This is a genomic window from Plastoroseomonas hellenica (assembly GCF_018129085.1).
GTDB classification, from domain to species: Bacteria; Pseudomonadota; Alphaproteobacteria; order Acetobacterales; family Acetobacteraceae; genus Plastoroseomonas; species Plastoroseomonas hellenica.
This window is the reverse complement of record NZ_JAAGBB010000022.1, coordinates 36,076-61,700: the sequence shown is the minus strand read 5'-3', so window position 1 is coordinate 61,700 and position 25,625 is coordinate 36,076. Positions and strand designations below refer to the sequence as shown.

The window sequence follows — 25,625 nt, the reverse complement described above, 5'->3', positions numbered from 1 at the left end:
GCGCCCCGGGGTGACCACGCCCCGGGGTTTGGTGTCTGAGCCGGCTCCGCAACAACATCAGACTTACGAGGGATTGGCGCGCCGTGCAGAAGTTCCCCATGACCGCTGAAGGTCTGGCCCGGCTGGAAGAGGAACTGAAGGTACTCAAGGCTGAGGAGCGACCGGCCGTGATCCGCGCCATCGCGGAAGCGCGGGCGCATGGCGACCTCTCCGAGAATGCCGAATATCATGCCGCGCGGGAGCGTCAGTCCTTCATCGAGGGCCGCATCGCGGAACTCGAGAGCATCATCCCGTCGGTCGAGGTGATCGATGTCGCGAAGCTGTCCGGCAAGCAGGTCCGCTTCGGCGCGCATGTGACGATCCTCGACGAAGAGGGTGACGACGAGAAGACCTACCGCATCGTCGGCGCCTATGAGGCCGACATGAAGAACGGGTCGATCTCCATCTCCTCCCCGCTCGCCAAGGCGCTGCTCGGCAAGAAGGTCGGCGACAGCGTCGAGGTACCGGCGCCGGGCGGCGCCCGTTCCGTCGAGATCACTGCCGTCCGCTTCGCGTGAGCCTGCCCGATGACCGGACTGCCGACGTGCATGCCGGGCTGAGCGGGCCGGGCGGCACGATGCGCACGGCCGCGACCGTGACGCTGGCCGATGTGCGGGCGGCCGCCGCACGCATCGCCGGGCAGGTGATCCGGACGCCCACCGTCCTGAGCGATGCGGTCTCCCGCGCGGCCGGGGCACGGGTGCATCTGAAGCTCGACAACCTACAGGCGACCGGCGCCTTCAAGGAACGGGGCGCGGCCAACCGCCTGGCGCTGCTCTCGGCGCGGGAACGGGCAGCCGGCGTCATCGCCATGTCGGCCGGCAACCATGCCCAGGCCGTGGCGCGCCACGCCGCGCTGCTCGGCATCGCGGCCACCATCGTGATGCCGAAATTCACCCCGGCGACCAAGGTGGTCCGCACCGAAGGCTGGGGCGCCCGCGTCGTGCTGGTGGGCGAGACGCTCGCCGAAGCGGCGGCGCATGCGCATGATCTGGCGCTGCGCGAAGGCCTGACCTTCGTCCACCCTTACGACGACCTCGGCGTCATCGCCGGCCAGGCCACCATGGCGCTGGAGATGCTGGAGGACGCGCCTGAGCTCGAGGTGCTGGCGATCCCGGTCGGCGGCGGCGGCCTGCTGGCCGGCTGCGCCGTCGCGGCGCGCGGGCTGAAGCCCGGCATCGAGGTGGTCGGCGTCGAGGTGGAGTTCTACCCGGCGATGGCGCAGCGGCTGGCCGGCAAGCCGGTCGCGGTCGGCGGCCCCACCATCGCCGAAGGCATCGCCGTGCGCGACGTAGGCGAGACGCCCTACGCCATGCTCCGCGACATGGGTATCGAGGTGCTGGTGGTGCCGGAGCGCGCGGTGGAGCAGGCGATCGCGCTGCTCGCCGAAGGTGCGAAGGTGGTGGCGGAAGGCGCCGGCGCCGCGGCGCTGGCCGCCGTGCTCGCCTATCCCGACCGCTTCGCCGGACGCGCCGTCGGCCTGCCGGTCTGCGGCGGCAATATCGATGCGCGCATCCTGGCCAATGTCCTGCTGCGCAACCTGCTGCGCGACGGCCGCATCCTGCGGCTCCATCTCGACATCCCGGACCGGCCGGGCGTGCTGGCCGATATCGCGACGCGGGTCGCCGCGGCCGGGGGCAATGTCATCGAGGTCAGTCACCAGCGCCTCTTTGCCTCGCCCTCGGTGCAGACCGCCGAACTCGAGCTGATGGTCGAAGTGCGCGACACCCCGCAAGGCAATGCCATCGTGGCAGCGCTCGAGGCTGGGGATTATGTCGTCAGGAGGGGTTAGCCCTCCACCGGCACGCCGGGCGCGTCCTTGGCGGTGCGGATGGTCTGCAGGGTCTGCACCTTCATCACCTGGGTGCCGCCAGTGAGGCGCGCGGTCAGCGAATTCTCATGCGCGGTGTCGCGGGCGACCAGGCGCAGCAGGAAATCGCCGCCGCCACGGATCATGTGACATTCCCTAACTTCGGGCCAGGTCGTCACCTCCGCCTCGAAGGCATCGAGCACCGTCTGCTTCTGGGTCTCCAGCCCGACGAGCGCGAAGAAGGTGATCTCCCAGCCGAGCGCCACCGGGTCGATATCGGCATGGTAGCCGCGCACCACCCCGGTCTCCTCCAGGCGGCGGACCCGTCGGAGGCAAGGGGGGGCCGACAGCTCCACCCGCCGCGCCAGCTCCACATTGGTGATGCGGCCGTCGCGCTGGAGTTCCGTCAGGATCTGGCGGTCCACGGTGTCCAACGTATTGGCGCGTTCAGTGGGCTTCATCAGAGCGTGTGCTTCGTGTCTCGTGGCGGGTCCCTCGTGTAATATCATTGCTTCGCGTGGCCGCATCAAGGCACAGGTTGCGATGCATCCCGCGCCGACCGATATGCTGTGATCCCCTGTTGACCGTCAGAGCGAGTCTCCCTCCCGTGTCCGACCCGATCCGCACGCGCCTTCTGATCCTGGGCGCCGGCCCCGCCGGCTACACTGCCGCCATCTACGCCGCACGCGCCGGGCTGGACCCGTTGCTGGTCGCCGGGCTCCAGCCGGGCGGACAGCTCACCATCACCACGGAAGTCGAGAACTATCCGGGCTTCGCCGATCCCATCCAGGGGCCCTGGCTCATGGAGCAGATGGCGAAGCAGGTCGAACATTGCGGCGCCCGCATCCAGCAGGATGTGGTCACCGCGGTCGACCTGTCGGCGCGGCCCTTCCGTGCGACCGGCGATTCGGGCCAGGTCTATCTCGCGGAATCGCTGGTGATCGCGACCGGCGCCCAGGCCCGCTGGCTCGGGGTCCCCGGTGAGAAGCAGCTCTCCGGCTTCGGCGTCTCCGCCTGCGCCACCTGCGACGGCTTCTTCTACCGCGGCAAGCGGGTCGCGGTGATCGGCGGCGGCAACACGGCGGTGGAGGAAGCGCTCTATCTCTCCAATCTCGCAGCCCATGTCACGCTCATCCACCGCCGCGACAGCTTCCGCGCCGAGCGGATCATGCAGCAGCGGCTGATGGCGCGGCCGAATATCGCCATCCTCTGGGACAGCGTGGTGCAGGAGATGCTGCCGGCGGAAGGCGGGCGCATCGCGACGCTCCGAGCGCTGGCGCTGCGGAACCTGAAGACCGGCGCGGTCAGCGAGCTCGCGGTGGACGGCGCCTTCGTCGCGATCGGGCATGATCCGGCGACCGCCCTATTCAGCGGCCAGCTCGCGATGGATGCCGAGGGCTACATCGAAACCGTGCCCGGCACCCCCCGCACCAGCGTCCCCGGCGTCTTCGCCGCGGGCGATGTGCAGGACAAAGTCTATCGCCAAGCCGTGACCGCTGCTGGAACTGGTTGCATGGCAGCCCTGGAAGCGGAGAAGTTCCTTATGAATGCAGAGACCGAGTCGGCGACCGATTCGCCGGCCATCGCTGCCAAGTAACGAGTCGGCGGGCCGCTCCGCCGGGGAAGGACGAACGGCATGCCGCTCGACTGGGACAAGCTTCGGGTCTTTCACGCCGTGGCAGAAGCCGGAAGCTTCACCCATGCCGGTGAGACGCTGAATCTCAGCCAATCCGCCGTCAGCCGGCAGATCCAGGCCCTGGAGGAGGCACTCAACGTGCCCCTGTTCCACCGCCACGCGCGCGGCCTGATCCTGACCGAGCAGGGCGAGACGCTGAACCGCACGGTCAGGGAGGTCTTCGCCAAGCTGGCGATGACCGAGGCGCTGCTGACCGAAAGCCGGGAACGACCGGCCGGGCGGCTCAAGGTCACGACCACGACCGGCTTCGGCGCCACCTGGCTGGCACCCCGGCTGCGGCGCTTCCTGAACATCCATCCGGAAGTGACGGTCACGCTGCTGCTGGACGACGCCGATCTCGACCTCGCGATGCGTGAGGCCGATGTGGCGATCCGCATGCACCCGCCCCGCCAGCCGGACCTGATTCAGCGCCATATCGCGACCTTCGGCTGGAAGGTCTGCGGCAGCGCCGATTACCTGAAGACCGCGGGAATCCCGACCCGGGTCGAGGATCTCGACCAGCATCGCCTGATCATCTACGGCGACTACCGTCCGCCCATCGAAAGCGTGAACTGGCTGGCCGAGGCGGGGCGACGCCCCGGCGCGCCGCGCCGCGCCTCGATCGAGGTGAACAGCCTGCCGGGCATGCTGCAGGCGGTGCGCAGCGGCCTCGGCCTCGCCGCCTTGCCGGACTACATGGGCAACGAGCTGCTGGACCTGATCGAGGTCCTGGCCGACCTCAAGGCGCCGCGCATCGAGGCCTATTTCGTCTACCCGGAGGAGATGCGGCACTCCAAGCGCGTCGGCGTCTTTCGCGACTTCCTGGTCTCCGAACTCGCCGAGGCCTCGCGATAACGCGAGGATAACCGTTTCGCCATGCGGTGGCCGCATGGCGGCGGCGCGGACATTCGGCACCACGCCAGGAGCCAAAGGCGTATGGTTTGGAAATTCCGATCGACTTAATCGGAATGGGTCCCTCGGACCCACGTCTCCCAGACGTTAAGCCTCCCTGTTTGACTAGGCCTGAAAAACCTTCGGTTTTTCAGGCCTTTCTTTTTGTTTGCCTCAAACGCCGGCGCAGCCTCCGGCTGCTTGGCTTTCGCGCTGTCTGCGATGCACTGTCGGCAGCGGTCGGTTGCGCGCGGGCCGCATTCGCGGCCTCGGTCTGCATCGGCTGCCGCCTCGCAGCCCGGCCTTTCCAGGGGCGGCCTGCGGCCGCGTGGCCCTCGCCCTCCGAAGCCTTGGCAAAGGAGGGTCTTGGCAGGTGCGGCGAGGCCGGCCAGCCTTCGGTGGATTGAGGGGGGAGACGCCAATGCCGGAGTTCCAGATCGACGCGACGCATCTACCGGCGGATTGGCCGCAGGGGCATTACGCCGCGCGAATCGAGGGCGAGGACGGGCCGCGCGTCATCGGCTTTCGCAACGGCGCGGCCTTCGACATGACGCCGGTCTTCGGCACCGCCAGCGCCTGGTTCGAGAGCGAGGATCCGGTGGCGGCGATCGCCAAGCGTGGCGTGCCGGTTGCGCTCGACGTCCCGGCACTGCTTGCGGCCTCCGCCCATGGCGCTGGACGACCCGGCCAGGCGCATCTGCTTTCGCCGATCGACCTGCAGGCGGTGAAAGCCAGCGGCGTGACCTATGTGCGCTCCATGCTGGAGCGGGTGATCGAGGAGCGCTGCCGCGGCGATGCCTCCCGCGCCGAGGCGATCCGTGCCGAGGTGCGCGCCATCATCGGCGATGACCTCGCGAATATCCGCCCCGGCAGCGCCGAGGCGGAGCGGGTGAAGGCGGTGCTGCAGGAGAAGGGCTGGTGGAGCCAGTACCTCGAGGTCGGTATCGGGCCGGATGCCGAGATCTTCACCAAATGCCCAGCCATGGCGACCGTTGGCACCGGCGCCAAGGTCGGCGTGCATCCCACTTCGCACTGGTCCAACCCGGAGCCGGAGGCGGTGATGGTGGTGAACAGCCGCGGCGCCATCATCGGTGCGACGCTCGGCAATGACGTGAACCTCCGCGACGTGGAAGGCCGCTCCGCCCTGCTGCTCGGCCGCGCCAAGGACAACAACGCCTCGGCGGCGCTCGGCCCGCTGATCCGCCTGTTCGACGAAGACTTCACGCTGGAGGACATCCGCCGCGCCGCGATCACCCTGACCATCCGCGGCGATGACGGCTTCGCGCTGGAGGAGCAGGGCGCGATCGGGTCGATCAGCCGTGACCCGACGGAGCTGGTCGGCCAGCTCATCGGCCCGCACCACCAGTACCCGGACGGCGTCGTGCTCTATCTCGGCACACCCTTTTCGCCGACCAAGGATCGCGGCGCGCCGGGCATGGGCTTCTCCCACAAGCCGGGCGACGTGGTGACCATCCGCACGCCGCGTCTCGGCGCGCTGTCGAACCAGGTGGACCGCACCGATGCCTGCCCGCCCTGGCGCTTCGGCGCCGGCGCCCTGATGGCCAGCCTGGCGCGGCGCGGCCTGCCCCGCGCATGACCGAGAGCGGCGCGACGGAGCGGGTGTCTGGCATCCCGCTCGCCTGGCGCCGCCAGCCGGGACAAGGTCCCGGCGTGGTGTTCCTGGGCGGCTTCCGCAGCGACATGACCGGCACCAAGGCGGAAGCGCTGGCCGGCTTCTGTGCCGCGCGCGGCACGCCCTTCCTTCGCCTCGACTACAGCGGCCATGGCGCCTCCGGCGGCCGCTTCGAGGATGGCAGCATCGGCGACTGGGCCGAGGATGCGGGTTTCCTGATCGAGCGCCTGACCGACGGGCCGCAAATCCTGGTCGGCTCCTCCATGGGCGGCTGGATCGCGCTGCTGCTGGCGCGGCGGCTTCCGGAGCGTTTGCGCGCCCTGGTCGGCATCGCGCCGGCGCCCGACTTTACCCGCGCGCTGATGTGGCCGGAGTTCTCCGAGGCCGAGCGCGCGGCGCTGCTCCGCGACGGCATGATCCTGCGCCCCTCCGAATACGGTGATCCCTACCCGATCACCCGGCGGCTGATCGAGGAGGGCGACCGGCACCTGCTGCTCGACGCCGGCATCGCCATCGCGGCGCCGGTGCGGATTCTGCAGGGCATGCAGGATCCGGACGTGCCCTGGCGGCACGCCCTCCGCCTTGTCGACGCGATCGCGGGCGAGGATGTGCGGCTGACCTTGATCAAGGATGGCGACCACCGGCTGTCGCGGCCGCAGGACATCACCTTGCTAGAGCGCTGTGTCGCGGCGCTCCTCGGCGAGGATGGCGGCCAGACCCTCCCGCCAACTCGGGTATAGCCATTGGATGCCGAGCGCCGCCTTGGTGGCGGCATTGGCCACCCGGCGGTTCTCGCTCCAGAAGCTGCGGGCCATCTCGGTCATCTTCGGCAGCGCCTGCTCGAAGGCGATCGGCGGCGGCGGCGCGATGCCGAGCATGGCGGCGGCGGCTTTCACCACCACCGCGCTCTCCACCGGCACATCGTCCACCAGGTGCAGCACCCGCGCGCCGGGCGGCCGTGCCTGGATCATGGCGGCGCAGCAGGCGCGCGCGATGTCGTCACGGTGGATGCGGCTGAACAGGTGCCCGGGCTTGACCACATGCCGCGCGGTGCCGGCGCGCAGCTCATCGAAGACGGAATTGCGCGGGCCATAGATGCCGCCCGTCCGCAGGATATCCAGCGCGGCACGCCCTTCCGCCATGGCGCGCCATGCCTCCTCCGCCTCCAGTCGGCGGCGGGTGCGGGGCTGGCCGGGGGCCGGCGGGGTCGCTTCATCGACCCAGTCGCCGCCGCGGTCGCCATAGACCCCGGTGGTCGAGACATAGCCGATCCAGCCGAGGCTGCCGGCGGCCAGCGCCGCCGTGATCGCCGGGCCATGCGCGGCGATCACCGGGTCGCCCCCCTCCCCCGGCTGCGCGGTGACCAACAGGTGGGACGCGCGGGCGATGGCCGCGCCGGCCTCGGCGAAGGCTAGCACCTGCACCCCTGCCAGGGGCGGCAAGGGCCCCGGCTGCCGCTTCGTGCCGGCCACCGACCAGCCCTCCGACGCCGCGCGGCATGCCACCGCCTGCCCGGCGTAGCCGAGCCCGATCACCAGAAGCTCACGCATGGTGCCCCCACCCGCACGTTAGAGCAGATCGCTGGAGGGCGGAATCGCCCGGAGGCGTGAATCTGCTCGCAAAACAAATGCTCTATCCCAGGCCCCAGCCATACTCCGTGCCGTGATTCCCCGCTCCGGGATTTTCCGATAAGGTGGCCGGGAAATGCGGCTCTCCCCCCCTGCCCTTTTCGGCGCCGCCGCGATCGCACTGGCTTCGGCCGGTGCCGCGTGGTTTGCCTTCGGTCCCGGCGACGGCCCTGCCGAGGAGGCGTTGCCGACGCCGCCCGAACCGCCGCGCCTGGTGGACAGCCCCGAATATGACCGCTGCCTGGCGCTGCTGGCGACCGATGCCCAGGACGCCCTGACCCATGCCGAGCAATGGCGGCGGGAGGGCGGCGGCGAGGGCGCCGAGCATTGCGCGGCCTTGGCGCAGCTCGGCCTCGGCGAGACCGAGCAGGCGGCAGAGGCGCTCGAGGTGGTCGCCGGCCGCAGCCAGGCCGGGCCGGCGGCACGGGCCGCGGTCTTCGGGCAGGCGACCCAGGCTTGGCTGCTGGCAGAGAATCCGGTGCGGGCCTATACGGCCGCGTCCAGGGCGCTGGAGCTGATCCCCGACGACACCTGGCTGCTCATGGACCGCGCGGTGGCCGCGGCCGCGCAAGGCCGCCACACGGAAGCACTGGCGGATCTCGACCGCGCGGTGCGCCTCGAGCCCACCCGGGCCGAGGCCTGGGTGCTGCGCGCCGCGACCCGGCGCCAGCTCGATCGCGTGGAGCTCGCGGCCCAGGACATCGAGCGCGCGCTAGCGCTGGAGCCTGAGAATGCGGAGGCGCTGCTAGAACGCGGCATCATCCGCCAGCTCCGCGGCGATGGCGAAGGTGCCAGGGCCGATTGGTCGCGGGCACTGGAACTGGCGCCGGACAGCGCGACCGCCGACCTCGCCGCGCAGAACCTGGCCTTGAACGAGGCGGGGCCGCTCCGGCGCTGAGCCCAGGCGGCGGCGGTCAACCCCGGATCAGCAGGGTGACGGCAGCAGCGCCAGCTCCGCCATCCGGCCGTCCACGACGAATTCGCCGAAATCCATCTTCAGCTCGTCGGCGATGCCGTTCTCGTAATAGCGCAGGCTGACCTCGTAGTCGGGCGTGCCGGCGCCGCCGCCCTGCTGGCCGGCATCGCGATCGAAGAAGGCGATGCGCATGCGCGCGCTGCCGAGCTGCGCCAGCGCCGGGAAACGGTCCTGCGGCTGGGCGGCGGTCCAGGGCGCCATCACCGTGGTGGTGTCCTGCGGCCCTTCGGCGCTGGTCCCGTCAAAGAGCGGCACCGCGAGGATGCGGTTGCCGGCGCGCACCGCGTTCAGCGCCGCGATAGTGTGCGCCATCGGCAGCAGCGTGCCGGGTGGCAGCGCCTCTTCCCGCGTCGTCGGCTGCTGGTAGCGGATGGTGCCGCCCTGCGGCGTCACCTCCGCCTCGCCCTGAGTGCGGCTGGTCACTGCGCCCTGCGAGGTCTGGGTCAGCGAGAAGCGGAGCCGGGTGCCGTCCCGGCTCTCATAGGTGTTGTAGTCGGAGACGCTCTCGATTTGGTTGCCGTCGCGGTCGGTGAGCGTCAGCGTCAGCCGCTGCCGGGTGGCCCAGCCGTCGCAGGCATCCACCACTTCGAACAGCATGGCGCCCTCGGCGCGGGCCACGTCGGAATTCTCCCGCGCGCGGTCGAGCGTCAGGCGATAGGCGGCGCGGTGGGAGACCATATGCCGCGCCTCGATCGGCGCCCCGGCCGCGACTGGCGGCGGGGCGGCGGGCTGCGGCGCCGCCGCCGTCTGGGCGAAAGCGGGCGCGCCGGCGAGCGCAAGGCAAAGCGTCAATGCAGGGCGCAGCCGCATCCTGTGATTCCCCGAAAGGGTTGTTCGGTGAACTTAGGGTGTCTTCGGCCCCGCTGCACCCTTCGGCGGCGCGATATCGAGCTTGATGGACAACTCCTTAAGCCGCGCCGGGTCGACGGCCGCCGGCGCGCCCATCATCAGGTCCTGGCCCTGCTGGTTCAGCGGGAACAGGATGACCTCCCGAATGTTCGGCTCGTCGGCCAGCAGCATGACCATGCGGTCGATGCCGGGGGCGGAGCCGCCATGCGGCGGCGCGCCGTAGCGGAAGGCGTTCAGCATGCCGCCGAACCGGGCTTCGACATCCGCCGCCGTGTAACCGGCGATCTCGAAGGCGCGGATCATGATGTCCGGCCGGTGGTTGCGGATGGCCCCCGAGGACAGTTCGATGCCATTGCAGACGATGTCGTACTGGAACGCCTTGATCTCCAGCGGGTCCATGGTGTTCAGCGCCTCCAGCCCGCCCTGCGGCATGCTGAAGGGGTTGTGGCTGAAATCGACCTGCTTGGTCTCCTCGTTCAGCTCGTACATCGGGAAATCGACGATCCAGCAGAAGCGGAACTCGCCCTGCGCGATCAGCCCGAGCTCCTCACCGAGCTTCGTCCGCACCTTGCCGGCGAATTTCGGGGTCTCGTCCGCCTTGCCGGCGACGAAGAAGACGGCATCGCCCGGCTTGAGGCCGCAGGCGGCGCGGATCGCCTCCACACGGTCGGTCTCCAGGTTCTTGGCGATCGGGCCCTTGGGCCCGTCGGCGGCGAACTGGATGTAGCCGAGGCCGCCGGCACCCTCGGTGCGCGCCCAGTCGTTCAGCTTGTCGAAGAAGCCGCGCGGGTTGCCGGCCGCCCCCGGCGCCGGAATGGCGCGCACGATGCCGCCCGAAGCCGCGATCTTCGCGAAGAGGCCGAAGCCCGAATCGGCGAAATGCGCGGTCACGTCGGTGATCTTCAGCGGGTTGCGCAGGTCCGGCTTGTCGGAGCCGTATTCCAGCATGGCCGTGTCATAGGCGATGCGCGGGAACGGTGCCTGCGTCACCGTCCGGCCCTGGCCGAACTCCTCGAAGATGCCCTGCATCACCGGCTCGAGCGCTGCGAAGACGTCTTCCTGGGTGACGAAGCTCATCTCGAAATCGAGCTGATAGAACTCACCCGGGGACCGGTCGGCGCGGCTCGCCTCGTCGCGGAAGCAGGGGGCGATCTGGAAATAGCGGTCGAAGCCCGCGACCATCGCGAGCTGCTTGAACTGCTGCGGCGCCTGCGGCAGCGCGTAGAAGGTGCCGGGATGGTTGCGCGACGGCACCAGGAAGTCCCGCGCGCCCTCGGGGGAGGACGCGGTCAGGATCGGCGTCTGGAACTCCGTAAAACCCTGCTCGATCATGCGGCGGCGGATCGAGGCGATGACGCCGGCGCGCAGCATCATGTTGCGGTGCTGCTTCTCCCGCCGAAGGTCAATGAAGCGGTATTTGAGGCGCAGCTCCTCGGGGAATTCCTGGTCGCCGGCAACCTGGATCGGCAGCACCTCGGCCGCCGACTGCACCGCCATCTCCCGCACCCGGAGCTCGATCTCGCCGGTCGGCAGCTTGTCGTTGACGGTGCCGGGCTCGCGCCTCACCACCTCGCCCGTTAGGGTCACCACGCTTTCCGCCCTGATAGCCTCGAGCTCCGCCAGCAGGGGCGAGCCCTGGGCGACCACGCATTGGGTCAAGCCGTAGTGATCGCGCAGGTCGAGAAAGAGCAGGCCACCATGGTCGCGCTTGCGGTGCACCCAGCCGGACAGGCGGACGGTCGCGCCGGCATCGGTGGCGCGCAGCGCGGCGCAGGTGTGGGTGCGATAGGCGTGCATGAGAGGGGCTCGGTCCTGGGATGGTCGCGTTCGGGGGCGCACAGGGCCGTCGGGCGGCGGCTCTGTCAACACCCTCGACGCTGACAGCCCCACCCGAAATTCCGATTCGCCCTGCCGGCCGCCTCAGGCGCTCGCGGCGTCGAGAGCCGCGACGGCCTCGGCGTCCAGCCGCAGCACCGCCGCCTTGGCGAGGTCGGCCAGTTGTTCGACGCTGGTCGCGCTGGCGATCGGGGCGGTGATGCCGGGTTTCGCGATCAACCAGGCGAGCGCCACCTGGGCCGGCGTCGCGCGGAGCCGGGCCGCCGCCGCATCCAGCGCCGCCAGCACCGCCTCCCCCTTCGCGTTCAGGTACTTGTCCGCGATACCCTTGCCACGGACGCTCTTCGACGCATCGGCGGCACCGCGGTACTTGCCGGTCAGGAAGCCGGAAGCGAGTGAATAGTAGGGAATCACGCCCAGCCCCTGCTCCCGGCAGAGGGGCACCAGCTCCGCCTCGATGCCGCGCTCCATCAGGTTGTAGTGCGGCTGCAGGCTTTCGAACCGCGGCAGGCCGAGCCGTGCGCTGGTCTCCAGCGCCTCCTGCAGCCGGGGCGCGGTGTAGTTGGAGGCGGCAATGGCGCGCACCTTGCCCTGCTCGACCAGCCGGGCGAAGGCGCCGAGCGTCTCCTCCAGCGGCACTGTCGGGTCGTCGCGATGGGCCTGGTAGAGGTCGATCACCTCCGTCCCGAGCCGGCGCAGGCTGTCCTCGACCGCCGTCGCGATCCAGGCGGCCGAGAGCCCCTTGCCGCGGCCCGGGATCTCCATCCCGACCTTGGTCAGGATCAGCACGTCCTGCCGGCGGCCGCGCCGCTTCAGCCAGGCGCCGATCACGCTCTCCGACTCGCCACCCTTGTTGCCCGGCGCCCAGGCCGAATAGACATCCGCCGTGTCGATGGCGTTCAGCCCCGCCTCCACGCAGGCATCGAGCAGCCGGAAGCTCGCCGCCTCGTCCACCGTCCAGCCGAGCACATTGCCGCCGAAGACCACCGGCGGGACCTTGAGCCCCGAGCGGCCCAGTTCGCGCGTCTCCATCTCGCCATCCCTTTCCTGCCTTTCCCCCAGTCTGCGCCAGGACAGGGACGCGGCCCAGCCCAGGCACCTGCGGGGTGGCCCTGCCCGCCGCCCACGGATACAAGGGCCGTCCATGACCAGCCGCCACGCTGCCCGGACCGACCCCACCCCGGCCTTGATCACCCGCTCCGAAGACCTCGCCGCGCTTTGTGAACGGCTCCGGACCGAGCCCTTCGTCACCGTCGACACGGAATTCATGCGCGAGCGGACCTATTGGCCCGAGCTCTGCGTCGTCCAACTCGCCGGCACGGAGGATGTGGCGGTGGTCGACGCCTTGGCACCCGGGCTTGATCTGGCCCCGCTCGGCGGCTTGCTGGCCGACCCGGCCGTCGTGAAGGTCTTCCACGCGGCCCGGCAGGACATCGAGATCTTCCTGCTGAAATACGGCGCCGTCCCTACGCCGATGTTCGACACCCAGGTCGCCGCCATGGTCGCGGGCTTCGGCGACCAGGTGAGCTACGACGCGCTCTGCCGCGCGCTGGCCAATGCCCAGATCGACAAGGCGCACCGCTTCTCCGACTGGTCGGCGCGGCCGCTCTCGGCCAGCCAGATTGCCTATGCCGCGGCCGACGTCACCCATCTGCGCCGCATCTATGTGGCGCTGCGCGACAAGCTGGCACGCGAGGGGCGGGACGCTTGGGTCGCCGAGGAGATGGCGGCGCTGCATGATCCCGCCACCTATCGCCAGGATCCGGACACCGCCTGGGAGCGGCTGCGGCCGCGCACCACCAACCGACGCTTCCTCGGCATGCTGCAGGTGCTGGCCGCCTGGCGGGAGCGCGAGGCGCAGCGCATCAACATCCCCCGCCAGCGGCTGGTGAAGGACGAGACGCTGCTGGAGATCGCGGCGACCATGCCGGCCGATGCGGCCAGCTTGGCGCGCGCCCGCGGCATCAGCGAGGGCTTCGCCAAGGGCAAGTCCGGCGTCACCCTGCTCGCCGCCGTCGCCGCCGGCCGCGAAGTACCGGACGACGCATTGCCGGAACCGGCGCGGGAGCGGAGCGGCCCGCCGCCCTCCCCCGCGCTGGTCGCGCTGCTGAAGGTGCTGCTCGCCGCCAAGAGCGAGGAGCATGACGTCGCCCCGAAGCTGCTGGCTAATTCCGAGGACCTGGACCGGCTGGCCGCAGGCGATGCCGAGGTGCCGGCCCTGCATGGCTGGCGCCGCACCGTCTTCGGGGAAGCCGCGCTGGCGCTCAAGGGCGGCAAGCTGGCGCTTGGCGTCGAAGGCAAGCGGATCAAGCTGATCCAGGCGGGCTGAAAGCCCGCCTGAGTCTTTTTGCGCCTCAAGCGCCGGCGGCCGCATCCGCGGCCTTGGCTTACGCGCTGTCAGGTCACGCCCGGCTCGACTGACGGTCGCGCGCGGGGCCGCATTCGCGGCCCCGGGGCATCGCTGCGCTCGCCCCGCAGGGATGGGCGGCGGCCTGCGGCCGCGGGAATGTGGGTTGGTTTGCGCCGCCCGTTCTACTTCGTGACCTCGACGACCGATTCCATGCCGAGCGCTGCGGCCAGGGCTTCGATCCGGCGCTGCACGCTCTCGCCGGCGAAGACGCCGCCGCCATGCACCAGCCGCAGCACGAGCTGGCCGCCGCGCCGCGTGAGCTCGGTCCCGCGCAGGAGCTCCGGCGTGCCGCCCGAGAGCGTATAGGCCAGGCGCAGCGCCGCCCCCAGCACCTCCGCCCGCCGCATCGCGCGACTGTCGAGCAGCAGGCGCCCGGTCGGCAGGTAAGGCGCATCCGCCTCCGCCTCGTAGCGCAGCGCGACCACGAGTGCGAGGAAGGCGCGCGCGTGGTGATCGAGCCCGACGCCGGGCTGACGTAGCACACGAAGGAAGGCCTGCTCGGCGCGGTAGTCCGGATGGTCGTGGCTGCCGGTGTCCGAAACCCAGCAAGCCGCTTCGCGCAGTGCCTGCTCGGCCTCCGATTCCTCAGGGAACAATGCATCGGTCCAGTCGAAGAGTGCCGGCGGCAGGCGCGCATCGCGGCCGAAGCGCGCCGCCAGGTCGGAGGCGGCGGCGAGCAGCGGATCCTGTCCCCGCGTCGCCTCGCCCAGCAGCCCGGCATACCAGCCCTCGCGCAGCCCATTGGCGCTGAACACCACCCGGGTGGCGCCGGTCGCGCGCAGCAGCCGGCGCAGCACCACGGCGGCGAAGGGGAGGTCGCCGAGGCGCTTGGCCGGGGCGCCCGCCATGCGTTCCAGCGTGCGCCGGGTCGCGGCCATCACCACGCCGGAGAGGTCGCGCGCCTCCTCCCGCCGCAGCCCGTAGTGATGGACGATGAACAGCGGATAGGCGGTCTGCGCGATATGCATCCGCGCCAGCGCGCGCCAGGCGCCGCCGACCAGATAGAGATCGCGCCCCTCGCCCTTCTTCAGCCAGGGCACGGTCGAGAGCTCCTTCTCGACCACCGCGCGGGCTCGCACCACCTCGCCATTGGCGCGCTCGGCCAGGCGGATGGCGCCGATCGGCAGGCTGGCGGTATGGCCGACCCGGCCGTGCTTCAGCTCCACGAGTTCGAGCGAGCCGCCACCGAGATCGCCCAGGATGCCGTCCGCCTCGGGGAAGCCCAGCAGCACGCCGGCAGCCGAGAACCGGGCTTCGTCATCGCCGCTCAGGACGCGAATCGGCACGCCCGGCAGCCGGGCTTGCAATCCCTTCACGAATTCGCCGCCATTCTCCGCATCCCGGACCGCCGCCGTCGCCAGCACCTGCAACGGGTTGGCGCCCATCGCCTGGCCAACGGCGTAGTAGCGCTGCATGACCGTCAGCGCCTGCTCGATCGCCTCCTCGTTCAACCGGCTGGAGGCCTGCAGACCGCGGCCGAGGCCCAGCACCGCCTTCTCGTTGAAGATCGCGACCGGGTTGCGACCGCGCCCCTCGAAGACCACGAGGCGCACGGAGTTGGAGCCGAGATCGACGATCCCGCAGCGCGCATTGTCGGGCTGCGCCGGCATCGTCGGCGCGGGCTGGTTCTTGTGCTTCTTCGGCGCCACGTCAGTCCTGGTTCACCCGGTCCTGGCGACCGCGCCGCGCCGCGGTGCGCGGTGCGCGGCTCAGCGCGCTGCCGCGGCCCGAGAGGGAGGGGTTGGTCATGAAGTACTCATGGGCGGAGACCGGGTCGGCCCCCGCTTCCAGGCGGCGATAGGTGCCGTCGGCGCCCAGTTCCCAGCTCTGCATGGTGTCCTTCAGGTTCACCGCCATGATCTGGTCCAGCACCTGGGCGTGCACGGTGGCATTCTCGATCGGCACCAGGGTTTCGACGCGCCAATCCATGTTGCGCGCCATCCAATCGGCCGAGGAGATGTAAACCTTCGCCCGGCGATTGGGCAGCTTGTTGCCGTTGCCGAAGGCGTAGACGCGGCTGTGCTCCAGGAAGCGCCCGACGATCGACTTCACATGGATGTTCTCGGAGAGGCCGGGCACGCGCGGCCGCAGGCAGCAGATGCCGCGCACGATGCACTCGACCTTCACGCCGGCCTGGCCGGCGCGATACAGCGCGTCGATCAGCGCCTCGTCGACCAGGCTGTTCATCTTCAGCCAGATCGCCGCAGCCTTGCCTTCGCCCGCGAAGGCGATCTCGCGCTCGATCAGCGCCAGCAACGTCGGGCGGATGGTCAGCGGCGCGAAGGCGAGCGCCTGCATCGTCTCCGGCCGCGCATAGCCGGTCATGTAGTTGAACAGCTTCTGCGCATCGCGGGTCAGCGCCGGGTCGGTCGTGAAGAAGGACAGGTCGGTATAGATGCGCGCCGTCACCGGATGGTAATTGCCGGTGCCGAAATGCGCGTAGCTGCGCAGTGCAGCACCTTCCCGCCGCACCACCAGCGAGACCTTGGCGTGGGTCTTCAGCTCGACGAAGCCATAGACGACCTGCACGCCGGCCGCTTCCAGCTCCCGCGCCAGCGCGATGTTGCGCTCCTCGTCGAAGCGCGCCTTCAGCTCGACCATCGCGGTCACGCTCTGGCCCATCTCCGCCGCCTCGATCAGCGCCTTGACGATCGGGCTGTCGCGGGTGGTGCGATAGAGCGTCTGCTTGATCGCCACCACGCTCGGGTCGCGCGCCGCCTGGCGCAGGAACTGCACCACCACGTCGAAGCTCTCATAGGGGTGGTGGACGATGATGTCCTTGGCGCGGATCGCGGCGAAGCAGTCGCCGCCGAAATCCAGGATCCGCTCCGGGAAGCGCGGCGTATAGGGCGTGAACAGCAGGTCGGGCCGGTCATCGACGATGAGCTGCTTGAGGTCAGCGACGCCGAGCAGGCCGTCGACCGCGAACACATTGGCGCGGTCGGCGTCCAGCTCCTCGGAGACGAAGGCGAGCACGTCGTGCGGCGTGTCGGCGGTGACCGAGAGGCGGATCGGGAGGCCACGGCGGCGGCGCTTCAGCGCGCTCTCGTAGCTGCGGACCAGGTCCTCGGCCTCTTCCTCGAACTCGACGTCGGTGTCGCGGATCAGCCGGAACTGGCCTTGCTCGGCGGCGAGGAAGCCGGGGAAGAGGCGGTCCAGGAACAGGCCGATCAGGTCTTCCAGGATCACGAAGCGGATCGCCGGCTGGCCGCGCGTGACGTCGGCGGCGGGGTCGGCCGGCAGGCGGATGAAGCGCTCGATCTGCGGCGGCAGCGGCAACAGCGCGCGCATGGTGCCGCCATCCTCCTCCCGCACCAGCTTGAACACCAGGCAGAGCGCCAGGTTCGAGATGAAGGGGAAGGGATGCGCGGGATCGACGGCGAGCGGCGTCAGCACCGGGAAGACGCGCTCCATAAAGAAGTCCTGCAGCCAGTCGCGATCGGCCTGCGCCAGCTCCTCCGGCTGCACGACGGCGATGCCGGCGGTGCGGAGCTGGGCGCTGAGCTCGGTCCAGCTCCGCTGCTGCTCCTCGATCAGGATCTCCGCCTCGGCGTGGATGGCGGCGAGCTGCTGGCCCGGGGTGCGGCCATCGGGCGAGACCTTGGTGAGGCCCGCGCGTTCCTGCCCGACCAGGCCGGCGACGCGCACCGAATAGAACTCATCGAGGTTGGAGGCGGAGATCGAGATGAAGCGCAGCCGTTCCAGCAACGGATGACGCGTATTCGCCGCCTCCTCCAGCACGCGGCCGTTGAAGGCGAGCCAGGAGAGCTCGCGGTTGATGAAACGGTCAGGACTGTCGGGCGCGATCGCCGGAAGGGTCGTGGTCTGCGCGTCCATACTGGCTCTCCCTAGAGCAGGTCCCGTTCGGGTGGAATCACGCGAATGGGTGAAGATGCTCGCCAAATAGAAGGCTGGAACGGTAACGCGAAGCGGAGCCGTCCAGTTGGCCGGACACTACAGCAGGGCCGGGAGGGCAGGCGAGGCACCGGAAGCGGATGCCTCGAAACCGTCATTTGCAGCGCCTCTGAAACCGTCCCAGTCCCCGAGCACGGCGCGCGCCAGCACCCGCGTCACCGGCACCCGTGCGGCCAGCGCCGCGCGGTCGAGCCGTGCCACGGCCTCGGCCAGCGCTGCCGCTTCCCGCGGCAGGCGGGTGAGCAGCCAGGCTTGCAGGTCGGGCGCCACGCGGAGCTGCCGGTCGGCGAAGAGCTTTGCCAATAGCGCCCCGAGCAGCGCATCGGAAGGCGGGCCGATCCCGGCGGCGGCGGTGGCGCGCAATCGGGACTTCAGGTCCGGCAGGGCGACCGGCCAACGCGCGGGCGCCTGGCGCCCGGCCATCAGCAGGCCGGCGCCGCGCTCGGCGCAGAGGTTGATGAGGTGGAACAGCGCCGCTTCTTCGGCCACGCAATCGGCATCGTCCAGCACCACGCCGGCACCAGGCAGTTCCGGCATGCCACGTAAAGCCGTCGCGTCCAGCATCGCCCAGCCCCAGGCATCGGCCACCGCCGCCAGCATGTGCGACTTGCCGACGCCCGCCGGCCCGTGAATGGCGAAGCGCCCGAGCGGCCAGTCGCCGGGACGGTCGAGCCAGGCGAGCGCCTCGGCGTTCGAGGAATCCTCGATCAGGTCGGCGCGATGGCGGGACACCGGCACCGGCAGCGCCAGCGCGAGTTGGCGCGCGCCCATCAGAGTCCCGTCCTCGGCGGATCGAGGTAGAGCGGGCTCTCCAGGTAGCGCCTGAGCCAGTAGCGCGCGACCACGCCGATCGCCGCCGCGATCGGCACCGCCAGCAGCACGCCGACGAAGCCGAAGGCGACGCCGCCGGCGAAAAGCGCGAAGATCACCCAGACCGCATGCAGTTCCACCCGATCGCCGAGCAGGCGCGGATAGATGATGTAGCCTTCCACGATCTGGCCCACGACGAAGACGCTGACCACCCAGAGCACGCCGTTCCAATGGCCGAACTGCCCGATCGCCAGCAGCACCGCCGCCATGAAGCCGGTGAGCGAGCCGACATAGGGGATGAAGGAGAGCACGCCGCTGAGCAGCCCGACGGTCAGCCCGAGCTCCAGCCCGACGAGCTGCAGGCCGACGCCATAGATCAGCGCCAGGATGGCGCAGCAGATGAGCTGCCCGCGCAGCCAGGCCGAGAGCACGCGGTCCATGTCGCGCCCGAGTGCGCGCAGGGTGGCGCTCGACCGACGCGGCAGCCAGCTCTCGATCCGCGCCATCATGCCGGGCCAGTCGCGCAGCATGTAGAAGGCGACGATCGGCGTGACGATCGCCAGCATGAAGATGCTGAACACCGCGAAGCCGCCGCCGATCAGCCGGGTCGCGGAGCCGCCGAGATAGGAGAGGAAGGCGGCCGCCTGCCCGACCGCGAGTTCCCGGAGGCGGCCATCCACCAGCTCCGGCCCGAGCGCCTGCTCGATGGATGTCAGCACGTCGCGGAGCGCGGTGCCGATCCCGGCGACATAGGTGGGCAACTGGTTCACCAGCACGCCGATCTGCGCGATCAGCAGCGGATAGAGCAGCAGCAGCGCCAGCAGCACGACGGTCGCGAACAGCAGGATGAGCAGCCCCGCGGCCAGCCCGCGCGGCACGCCGAGGCGTGCCAGGTGCGAGGTCGGCGGATCGAGGAAATAGGCGATGACGGCGGCCAGCACGAAAGGCGTCAGGATCGATTGGAACAGCCAGAGCGCGAAGACGAGGCCGCCGAGGAAGCCCAGGATCAGCGCCAGGCGCTGGTTGCGCGTCGCAGTGCGCGGGGCGGATGGCGGCGGGAAGCTGCCGCGCCCGGGTGGTGGCGGCGCGGCAGGCGATGGCGGCCGCACGGCGGGCAGCGTCATGGCGCTGTCCCCTGCCGTGCCGCCGCGACGACATAGGCGGCGCCAGAGCCGAGCGTCGTCGTCGCCACCAGCCAGACCATGGCGTCGAGCAGCCCCGGCGCCGAAAGCCCGAAGCCCAGCAGCCCGAGGGCCAGCGCCGCCAGGGTGATCTGCGTCGCCGTGTTGATCTTGCTGACCAGCAGCGGGCGGATATGGACCCTGAGCCCGGCGAGCCAGAGCACGAGGTAGCCGCCGACGATCAGCACGTCCCGGAACACCACCAGGATCGCCAGCCAGTCCGGCAGCGCGCCGATCGCCGCCAGCGTGACATAGACCGAGACCAGCAGGGTCTTGTCCGCCACCGGATCGAGGATCGCGCCGAGCACCGAGCGCGCGTTGCGCACCCGCGCCAGCCAGCCGTCGATCGCGTCCGAGATGCCGGCGCCCACGAAGACCAGGAAGGCGATGTCGAGGCGATGCTGCAGGATCAGCCACACGGCCGTGGGCACGGCGCAGAGCCGGGCCAGGGTGATGATGTTGGGCAGCGTGAAGACGCCGCCCTGCAGGGCGCCCTGCTGGGCCTCCGGCGCAGCATCGCGATCAGGAGCGGCCGGCAAGGCCCACGCGCCAGGCATCGGCGGCCGACGCCCCGACCTGCGGCCCGCCGATTTGGGGAGCAAGGATGATGCCGGACTGCGCCAGTTGCTCCGCCGCCGCCGGGGCGGGGGCGCGCAGCGACAGACGGAGCCGGGCACGATCGGTCGCGATCGCCACCACGTCGATGCGCGCGATCTGCGGCGCGGTCGCCAGGCGCCGGCGCAGTTCCAGCCATTCCGACATGCCGCCATAGCGCGCGACCGCGATCACGGAAGCCACGGCGGGCGTATTGAGGCCGGCGGTCGCGCCGCCGGCCGTACCGCCACCGGCGGCGCCGGGATCGGCCGTGCCGAGTGCCGCCTGCACGCGGGACCGGCTGAAGTTCACGGTCACGCGACCAGTGTAGCGGGTGGGCGCCGTGCGCTCCTGCTCGATGACGATCGATTCGACCATCCCCTCGAGCGCGCCGTCGGAGATGGACCGGGCGCCGCCGCCGAGCGCGCCGGCCAGCCGGTCCCAGGCAATGCGGCGCGCCGAGGCCAGGGCGCGGTCGCGGGCGATCACGCCGTTCTCGGCGCTGGCTTCGGCGGGAACGCCGCGCTGGGAATACTCCACCGGCGCATCCTGGGCCCGCGCCGCCCCGCTCAGGCCGAGCATCAGGGCCAATAGGATCGGGATTGCGCTGCGCCGCGCGCCATGGTGGTTTGCGCCCGATCCGGGGGTGAACCAGGACCTGTTGCGCTGGGCCAAGCCCCGCATCGCTGCGTCTCCCCTCTCTCGGGCCTCAGCCCATAGCGTATCGGAGCCCGTCATGACCAGTCTCACCTACCGCGACGCCGGCGTCGATATCGACGCCGGGGATGCGCTGGTCGAGGCGATCAAGCCATTGGCAAAAGCGACCGGCCGCACCGGTGTGATGGGCGGCCTTGGTGGCTTCGGCGCACTGTTCGACCTGAAGGCCGCGGGCTTCACCGATCCGGTGCTGGTCTCCTCGACCGATGGGGTCGGCACCAAGCTGCGCGTCGCGATCGAGGCCGGGATCCACACCGCTGTTGGCATCGACCTGGTCGCCATGTGCGTGAACGACCTGGTGGTGCAGGGCGCCGAGCCGCTGTTCTTCCTGGATTATTTCGCCACCGGCAAGCTGCGCGTCGAGCAGGCGCGCGACGTGATCGCGGGCATTGCGGAAGGCTGCACCCAGGCCGGTTGCGCCCTGGTGGGCGGCGAGACCGCGGAGATGCCGGGCATGTATGCCGCCGAGGATTATGATCTGGCGGGCTTTTCGGTGGGTGCCGCGGAGCGCGGCGCGCTGCTGCCGGCGGGCGTCGCGCCGGGCGACATGCTGCTCGGCCTCGCCAGCAGCGGCGTGCATTCCAATGGCTTCTCCCTGGTGCGGCGCATCCTGGCGGCCGGCAACGCCGGCTTCGGCGATCCGGCGCCCTTCGCCGCGGGGCAGAGCGTCGGCCAGGCGCTGCTGGCGCCGACGCGCATCTATGTGAAGCCGCTGCTGGCGCTGCACCGCGCGGGCCTGCTCAAGGCGGCCGCGCATATCACCGGCGGTGGCCTCCCGGGCAACCTGCCGCGGGTGCTGCCGGAAGGCGTGCAGGCGGTGCTGGACGCGAAGGCCTGGACGGTGCCGCCGGTCTTCGCCTGGTTGGCCCGCATGGGCAACGTCGCGCCGGAGGAGATGCTGCGGGTTTTCAACTGCGGCATCGGCATGGTCTGCGTGGTGGCCCCGGAAAAGGCGGAGGAGGCGGCCGCGATGCTGGCGGCGGCCGGCGAGACGGTGTCCGTCATCGGCCGCCTGGACGCGGCGTCCGGCCCGGCCTCGATCCGCATCGACAACCTGCCGGCGGGCTGGCCGCGCGGATGAACACACCAGCCGGGCGCGTCCGCACCGCGGTCCTGATCTCCGGCCGCGGTTCGAACATGGCGGCGCTGATCGAGGCAGCCCGCGCGCCGGGCTACCCGGCGGAGATCGCGCTGGTGCTGTCGAACCGTGCCGACGCCGCCGGGCTCGCCCGCGCCGCCGAGGCCGGCATCCCGACCGCAACAGTCGAAAGCCGCAGCTTCAAGGGTGACCGCGAGGGCTTCGAGCGTGCGATGCAGGCCGAGATCATCAGGCACGACATCGCACTGGTCGCACTCGCCGGTTTCCTGCGCGTCCTGACGCCATGGTTCGTCCGCCAATGGGAAGGGCGGATGCTCAACATCCATCCTGCCCTGCTGCCGGCCTTCCCGGGGCTCGATACCCATGCCCGTGCGCTCGCCGCCGGGGTGCGCCTGCATGGCTGCACGGTGCACCTGGTCAGCGCCGGGGTGGATGAGGGCCCGATCCTGGCCCAGGCTGCGGTGCCGGTGCTGGCCGGCGATACCGAGGCGGCGCTGGCCGCGCGGGTGCTGGAGCAGGAGCACCGGCTGTTTCCGGCCGCACTCGCCTGGCTGGCGGCCGGGCGGGTCAGGCTGGAGGGCGATGTCGCGCGCATCGCGGTGCCGGACGCATCCGGCGCGCTCGCGAACCCCTTGCCCGGCTGAACGGGCTTCCCTAGAACCGCCAGCGACGAACCAGCAAGGCTTTGGGGGCAGCGATGGCCGATCCGACATTCGAGTGGGGTGGCACGACGGACAATGCGGCGATCGCGGCCGACCGCGCCCGCATGTGGGCTTCCTTCACCAAGGCCTCGCAATGGGGCATCGGCGCCGTCATCGTGCTGCTGGTGCTGATCTACCTGATCTGGGGCTGAGCATAGCGCCTGTGAAAAAGCCCTCCGCGCCATGCGCGGAGGGCTTTTTCATGGCCTGATGGCCCCCGAACGAAGTGTCAGCCGACGATCTCGGAGCCGGCGAAGAAATAGGCGATCTCGATCGCCGCATTCTCGGCGCTGTCGGAGCCGTGGACGCTGTTCGCCTCGATGCTCTCGGCGAAGAGCTTGCGGATGGTGCCCTCGGCGGCATTGGCCGGGTTGGTGGCGCCCATCAGCTCGCGGTTCTTCGCCACCGCGTTCTCGCCTTCCAGCACCTGCACCACGACCGGGCCGGAGATCATGAAGCCCACCAGGTCGTTGAAGAAGGGGCGGGCGCGGTGGACGCCGTAGAATTCCTCGGCCTGGGCCCGGGTCATCTGGATGCGCTTCTGCGCGACGATGGCCAGGCCATTCGCCTCGAAGACCGCGTTGATCTTGCCCGTGAGGTTCCGGCGGGTCGCGTCCGGCTTGATGATGCTGAAGGTGCGCTCGGTGGCCATGATCGTGCTTCCTGGTGCTGGCTGGCCGGGCGCATAGGCGGGAAGCGGGCGCAGCGCAACCCCGATGTGGCGCTTTCCCGCCCGGCCGGCCCGCGGAAACCGGCCGCCCCGGTCCGCTGGATCCCCGCCAAATGACAGATGCGCCTCCCTGCCCTAGATAGCGCCGCATGACTGTCCTCACCCTCCGTGACATCACGATCCGCATCGCCGGCCGGGTGCTGCTCGACGGCGCGTCGTTGCAGGTCGATGACGGGCACAAGATCGGCCTGGTCGGCAAGAACGGCGCCGGCAAATCGACCCTGCTCAAGGCCATCACCAACGAGATCCAGCCCGATGGCGGCGAGATCCGCCTCTCCTCCCGCGCCCGCATGGGCCATGTGGCGCAGGAAGCGCCGGCGGGGCCGCAGAGCATCGCGGAGGTGGTGCTCGGCGCCGACACTGAACGCGCCAGCCTGCTGGCGGAGAGTGAGAGCGCCGACGGCGCCAGGCTCGCGGAGGTGCATGAGCGGCTGATCGCGATCCGCGCGGACAGCGCCCCGGCCCGCGCCGGGGCCATCCTGGCCGGGCTCGGCTTCGACGCGGCGGCGCAGGCGCGTCCGATCTCGGAATTCTCCGGCGGCTGGCGCATGCGCGTGGCACTCGCCCAGGCGCTGTTCCTGGAGCCCGACCTGCTGCTGCTCGACGAGCCGACCAACCACCTCGACCTCGAAGCCGCGCTCTGGCTCGAAGGCTGGCTGGCACGCTTCCCGGGCGCGGTGATCCTGGTCTCGCATGATCGCGGCCTCCTCGATCGGGCGGTGGATTCCATCGCCCATCTCGATCAGCGCAAGATCACCCTCTACACCGGCGGCTTCGAGCGCTTCGTGCGGGTACGGGCGGAGCGCCTGGCGCAGACGGTCGCCGCCAATGCGCGGCTGACCGCCGAGCGGGCCCGCATCCAGGGCTTCGTCGACCGCTTCCGCGCCAAGGCCACCAAGGCCCGCCAGGCGCAGAGCCGGCTGAAGGCACTGGAACGCATGCCGCCGATCGAGGCGGTGGTCGAGGACACGGTCACCCGCTTCGCCTTCCCGGAGCCGGAAACCCTGGCGCCGCCGATCCTGCAGCTCACCCGCGCCTCGGCCGGCTATGACGGCCGCGCGGTGCTGAGCGGGCTCAACCTGCGCGTCGACCAGGACGACCGCATCGCGCTGCTGGGCTCGAACGGCAACGGCAAGTCCACGCTCGCCAAACTTCTGGCGGGGCGGATGGAGCCGATCGCGGGCGAGATCCACCGCTCCAACCGCCTGCGGGTCGGCTATTTCGCGCAGCACCAGACCGAGGCACTCGACCTCTCGGGCACGCCGCTCAGCCACATGCAGGCGGCGCTGCCGAAGGCGAGCGAGACCCAGTGCCGGGCGCAGCTCGCGCGGTTCGGGCTGGACCAGGACCGGGCGACGACCACCGTGGGCTCCTGCTCGGGCGGCGAGAAGGCACGGCTGCTGCTGGCGCTGGCGACGCGGGACGCGCCGCAGTTGCTGATCCTGGACGAGCCGACCAACCACCTCGACATCGATGCACGCGAAGCGCTGACCAAGGCGCTGGCGGAATTCGCCGGCGCGGTGCTGCTGATCACCCACGACCCGCATCTGGTGGAGCTGATCGCCGATCGGCTGTGGCTGGTCGCCGATGGCACGGTGACGCAATTCGAAGGCGACCTCGACGAATACCGGGCGCTGCTTGGGGAGCGGGCGCGGGCGGCGTCAGGATCGGGGTCGCGCGAGGAAGGCGCGGGCCGTGCCGGGCAGCGACGGGACCGCGCCGACAGCCGCGCCAGCCAGGCGCCGCTGCGGCAGCGGCTGAAGGAGATCGAGGCCACACTCGACAAGCTGGGCAAGGAAGCGGCGCTGATCGAGGCGAAGCTCGGCGATACCGAGACCTATGCGCGGTTCAAGCCGAAGGACATCGCCTGGGCCAATACCCGCCGCGCCGCGATCACGCATCAGACGGCGCTGCTGGAAGCGGAGTGGCTGGAGCTGAGCGAGAAGCTGGAAGTGGTTTGATATTCGGCCTCAAGCGCCGGCGCACGCATCCGCGTGCTTGGCTTGCGCGCTGTCAGGGCAGCATCGTCGACAGCGGTCGGTCGCGCGCGGGCCGCATTCGCGGCCTCGGTCTGCATCGGCTCACGCCTCGCAGCCCGGCCCTTCCGGTGGCGGCCTGCGGCCGCGGGTGG

The 25,625-nt window shown here is 70.5% G+C and carries 24 protein-coding genes; 12 read left to right on the top strand and 12 right to left on the bottom strand.

From position 1 onward, the window contains the following. Positions 1-83: 83 nt before the first annotated feature. Entirely contained in the window at positions 84-557 is a 474-nt protein-coding gene (gene greA / locus GXW71_RS18445) for a transcription elongation factor GreA (RefSeq protein ID WP_211854022.1), read from the top strand. 59 nt (positions 558-616) lie between these two features. Further along, a complete protein-coding gene (locus GXW71_RS18440) occupies positions 617-1,831 on the top strand; it encodes a threonine ammonia-lyase (RefSeq protein WP_211854083.1) in 1,215 nt (404 codons plus the stop codon). Here the strand turns inward: GXW71_RS18440 and GXW71_RS18435 are convergent. After that, the gene (locus GXW71_RS18435; protein ID WP_211854021.1) at positions 1,828-2,310 is read right to left on the bottom strand and encodes an Lrp/AsnC family transcriptional regulator; all 483 of its coding nucleotides are present in this window, start codon (positions 2,308-2,310) and stop codon (positions 1,828-1,830) included. The two genes, GXW71_RS18440 and GXW71_RS18435, sit on opposite strands and share 4 nt — an antisense overlap. Positions 2,311-2,456: 146 nt before the next feature. On the opposite strand from GXW71_RS18435, the gene trxB reads away from it, so the two are divergent. From trxB to GXW71_RS18415, 4 genes are all read left to right on the top strand, one after another. After that, on the top strand, positions 2,457-3,446 hold the full coding sequence (trxB, locus tag GXW71_RS18430) for a thioredoxin-disulfide reductase (protein ID WP_211854020.1): 990 nt from the start codon (positions 2,457-2,459) through the stop codon (positions 3,444-3,446). A gap of 39 nt (positions 3,447-3,485) precedes the next feature. Further along, positions 3,486-4,379, top strand: coding sequence for a LysR family transcriptional regulator (locus GXW71_RS18425; RefSeq protein WP_211854019.1), 894 nt, complete (start codon positions 3,486-3,488; stop codon positions 4,377-4,379). Between the two features lie 457 nt (positions 4,380-4,836). Beyond that, a complete protein-coding gene (locus GXW71_RS18420) occupies positions 4,837-6,012 on the top strand; it encodes a fumarylacetoacetate hydrolase family protein (RefSeq protein WP_211854018.1) in 1,176 nt (391 codons plus the stop codon). Beyond that, positions 6,009-6,788 carry an alpha/beta hydrolase gene (locus tag GXW71_RS18415; protein WP_211854017.1) on the top strand — a complete coding sequence of 260 codons (780 nt, stop codon included), beginning with the start codon at positions 6,009-6,011 and terminating at the stop codon, positions 6,786-6,788. The genes GXW71_RS18420 and GXW71_RS18415 overlap by 4 nt, the downstream gene beginning before the upstream one ends. On the opposite strand, the gene GXW71_RS18410 is transcribed toward GXW71_RS18415, so the two are convergent. Further along, complete coding sequence (locus tag GXW71_RS18410) at positions 6,720-7,598, bottom strand: Rossmann-fold NAD(P)-binding domain-containing protein (RefSeq protein ID WP_211854016.1); 879 nt, start codon at positions 7,596-7,598, stop codon at positions 6,720-6,722. The genes GXW71_RS18415 and GXW71_RS18410 overlap by 69 nt on opposite strands. A gap of 154 nt (positions 7,599-7,752) precedes the next feature. On the opposite strand from GXW71_RS18410, the gene GXW71_RS18405 reads away from it, so the two are divergent. Continuing rightward, positions 7,753-8,574, top strand: coding sequence for a tetratricopeptide repeat protein (locus GXW71_RS18405; protein ID WP_211854015.1), 822 nt, complete (start codon positions 7,753-7,755; stop codon positions 8,572-8,574). 27 nt (positions 8,575-8,601) lie between these two features. Here GXW71_RS18405 and GXW71_RS18400 read toward each other — a convergent pair whose 3' ends face one another. The 3 genes from GXW71_RS18400 to GXW71_RS18390 all read right to left on the bottom strand — a co-directional run bounded on the left by GXW71_RS18400 (position 8,602) and on the right by GXW71_RS18390 (position 12,369). Then, positions 8,602-9,462, bottom strand: coding sequence for a cell envelope integrity EipB family protein (locus GXW71_RS18400; RefSeq protein ID WP_246526687.1), 861 nt, complete (start codon positions 9,460-9,462; stop codon positions 8,602-8,604). A gap of 33 nt (positions 9,463-9,495) precedes the next feature. Beyond that, on the bottom strand, positions 9,496-11,298 hold the full coding sequence (gene aspS / locus GXW71_RS18395) for an aspartate--tRNA ligase (RefSeq protein WP_211854014.1): 1,803 nt from the start codon (positions 11,296-11,298) through the stop codon (positions 9,496-9,498). Between the two features lie 123 nt (positions 11,299-11,421). Continuing rightward, the gene (locus tag GXW71_RS18390; RefSeq protein WP_211854013.1) at positions 11,422-12,369 is read right to left on the bottom strand and encodes an aldo/keto reductase; all 948 of its coding nucleotides are present in this window, start codon (positions 12,367-12,369) and stop codon (positions 11,422-11,424) included. 112 nt (positions 12,370-12,481) lie between these two features. On the opposite strand from GXW71_RS18390, the gene rnd reads away from it, so the two are divergent. Further along, positions 12,482-13,666 carry a ribonuclease D gene (gene rnd / locus GXW71_RS18385; protein ID WP_211854012.1) on the top strand — a complete coding sequence of 395 codons (1,185 nt, stop codon included), beginning with the start codon at positions 12,482-12,484 and terminating at the stop codon, positions 13,664-13,666. A gap of 203 nt (positions 13,667-13,869) precedes the next feature. On the opposite strand, the gene GXW71_RS18380 is transcribed toward rnd, so the two are convergent. The 6 genes from GXW71_RS18380 to GXW71_RS18355 form a co-directional block, all read right to left on the bottom strand. After that, positions 13,870-15,357: a Ppx/GppA phosphatase family protein gene (locus GXW71_RS18380; RefSeq protein WP_211854081.1), complete on the bottom strand. Its 1,488-nt coding sequence runs from the start codon at positions 15,355-15,357 to the stop codon at positions 13,870-13,872. A gap of 40 nt (positions 15,358-15,397) precedes the next feature. Then, a complete protein-coding gene (locus tag GXW71_RS18375) occupies positions 15,398-17,584 on the bottom strand; it encodes an RNA degradosome polyphosphate kinase (RefSeq protein ID WP_211854011.1) in 2,187 nt (728 codons plus the stop codon). Positions 17,585-17,701: 117 nt separating this feature from the next. Then, positions 17,702-18,433 (bottom strand): P-loop NTPase family protein, encoded by a 732-nt coding sequence (locus GXW71_RS18370; RefSeq protein ID WP_211854010.1) that lies wholly within the window; start codon positions 18,431-18,433, stop codon positions 17,702-17,704. After that, on the bottom strand, positions 18,433-19,596 hold the full coding sequence (locus GXW71_RS18365; RefSeq protein WP_246526686.1) for an AI-2E family transporter: 1,164 nt from the start codon (positions 19,594-19,596) through the stop codon (positions 18,433-18,435). The genes GXW71_RS18370 and GXW71_RS18365 overlap by 1 nt, the downstream gene beginning before the upstream one ends. Further along, positions 19,593-20,192: a CDP-alcohol phosphatidyltransferase family protein gene (locus tag GXW71_RS18360; protein ID WP_246526685.1), complete on the bottom strand. Its 600-nt coding sequence runs from the start codon at positions 20,190-20,192 to the stop codon at positions 19,593-19,595. The genes GXW71_RS18365 and GXW71_RS18360 overlap by 4 nt, the downstream gene beginning before the upstream one ends. Further along, a complete protein-coding gene (locus GXW71_RS18355) occupies positions 20,176-20,931 on the bottom strand; it encodes a hypothetical protein (RefSeq protein WP_211854008.1) in 756 nt (251 codons plus the stop codon). The genes GXW71_RS18360 and GXW71_RS18355 overlap by 17 nt, the downstream gene beginning before the upstream one ends. Before the next feature lie 52 nt (positions 20,932-20,983). Here GXW71_RS18355 and purM point away from each other — a divergent pair, with 52 nt between their 5' ends. The 3 genes from purM to GXW71_RS18340 are packed head-to-tail and all read left to right on the top strand — an operon-like array spanning position 20,984 to position 22,916. Continuing rightward, positions 20,984-22,045 carry a phosphoribosylformylglycinamidine cyclo-ligase gene (purM, locus tag GXW71_RS18350; protein WP_211854007.1) on the top strand — a complete coding sequence of 354 codons (1,062 nt, stop codon included), beginning with the start codon at positions 20,984-20,986 and terminating at the stop codon, positions 22,043-22,045. After that, entirely contained in the window at positions 22,042-22,707 is a 666-nt protein-coding gene (gene purN / locus GXW71_RS18345; protein WP_211854006.1) for a phosphoribosylglycinamide formyltransferase, read from the top strand. The genes purM and purN overlap by 4 nt, the downstream gene beginning before the upstream one ends. Positions 22,708-22,760: 53 nt before the next feature. After that, positions 22,761-22,916: a hypothetical protein gene (locus GXW71_RS18340; RefSeq protein WP_211854005.1), complete on the top strand. Its 156-nt coding sequence runs from the start codon at positions 22,761-22,763 to the stop codon at positions 22,914-22,916. A gap of 77 nt (positions 22,917-22,993) precedes the next feature. Here the strand turns inward: GXW71_RS18340 and ndk are convergent, their stop codons facing one another. After that, complete coding sequence (gene ndk, locus GXW71_RS18335) at positions 22,994-23,416, bottom strand: nucleoside-diphosphate kinase (RefSeq protein WP_211854004.1); 423 nt, start codon at positions 23,414-23,416, stop codon at positions 22,994-22,996. Positions 23,417-23,583: 167 nt separating this feature from the next. Between ndk and GXW71_RS18330 the strand changes: the two genes are divergently transcribed. Further along, positions 23,584-25,455 carry an ABC-F family ATP-binding cassette domain-containing protein gene (locus tag GXW71_RS18330; protein WP_211854003.1) on the top strand — a complete coding sequence of 624 codons (1,872 nt, stop codon included), beginning with the start codon at positions 23,584-23,586 and terminating at the stop codon, positions 25,453-25,455. Positions 25,456-25,625: the final 170 nt, after the last annotated feature.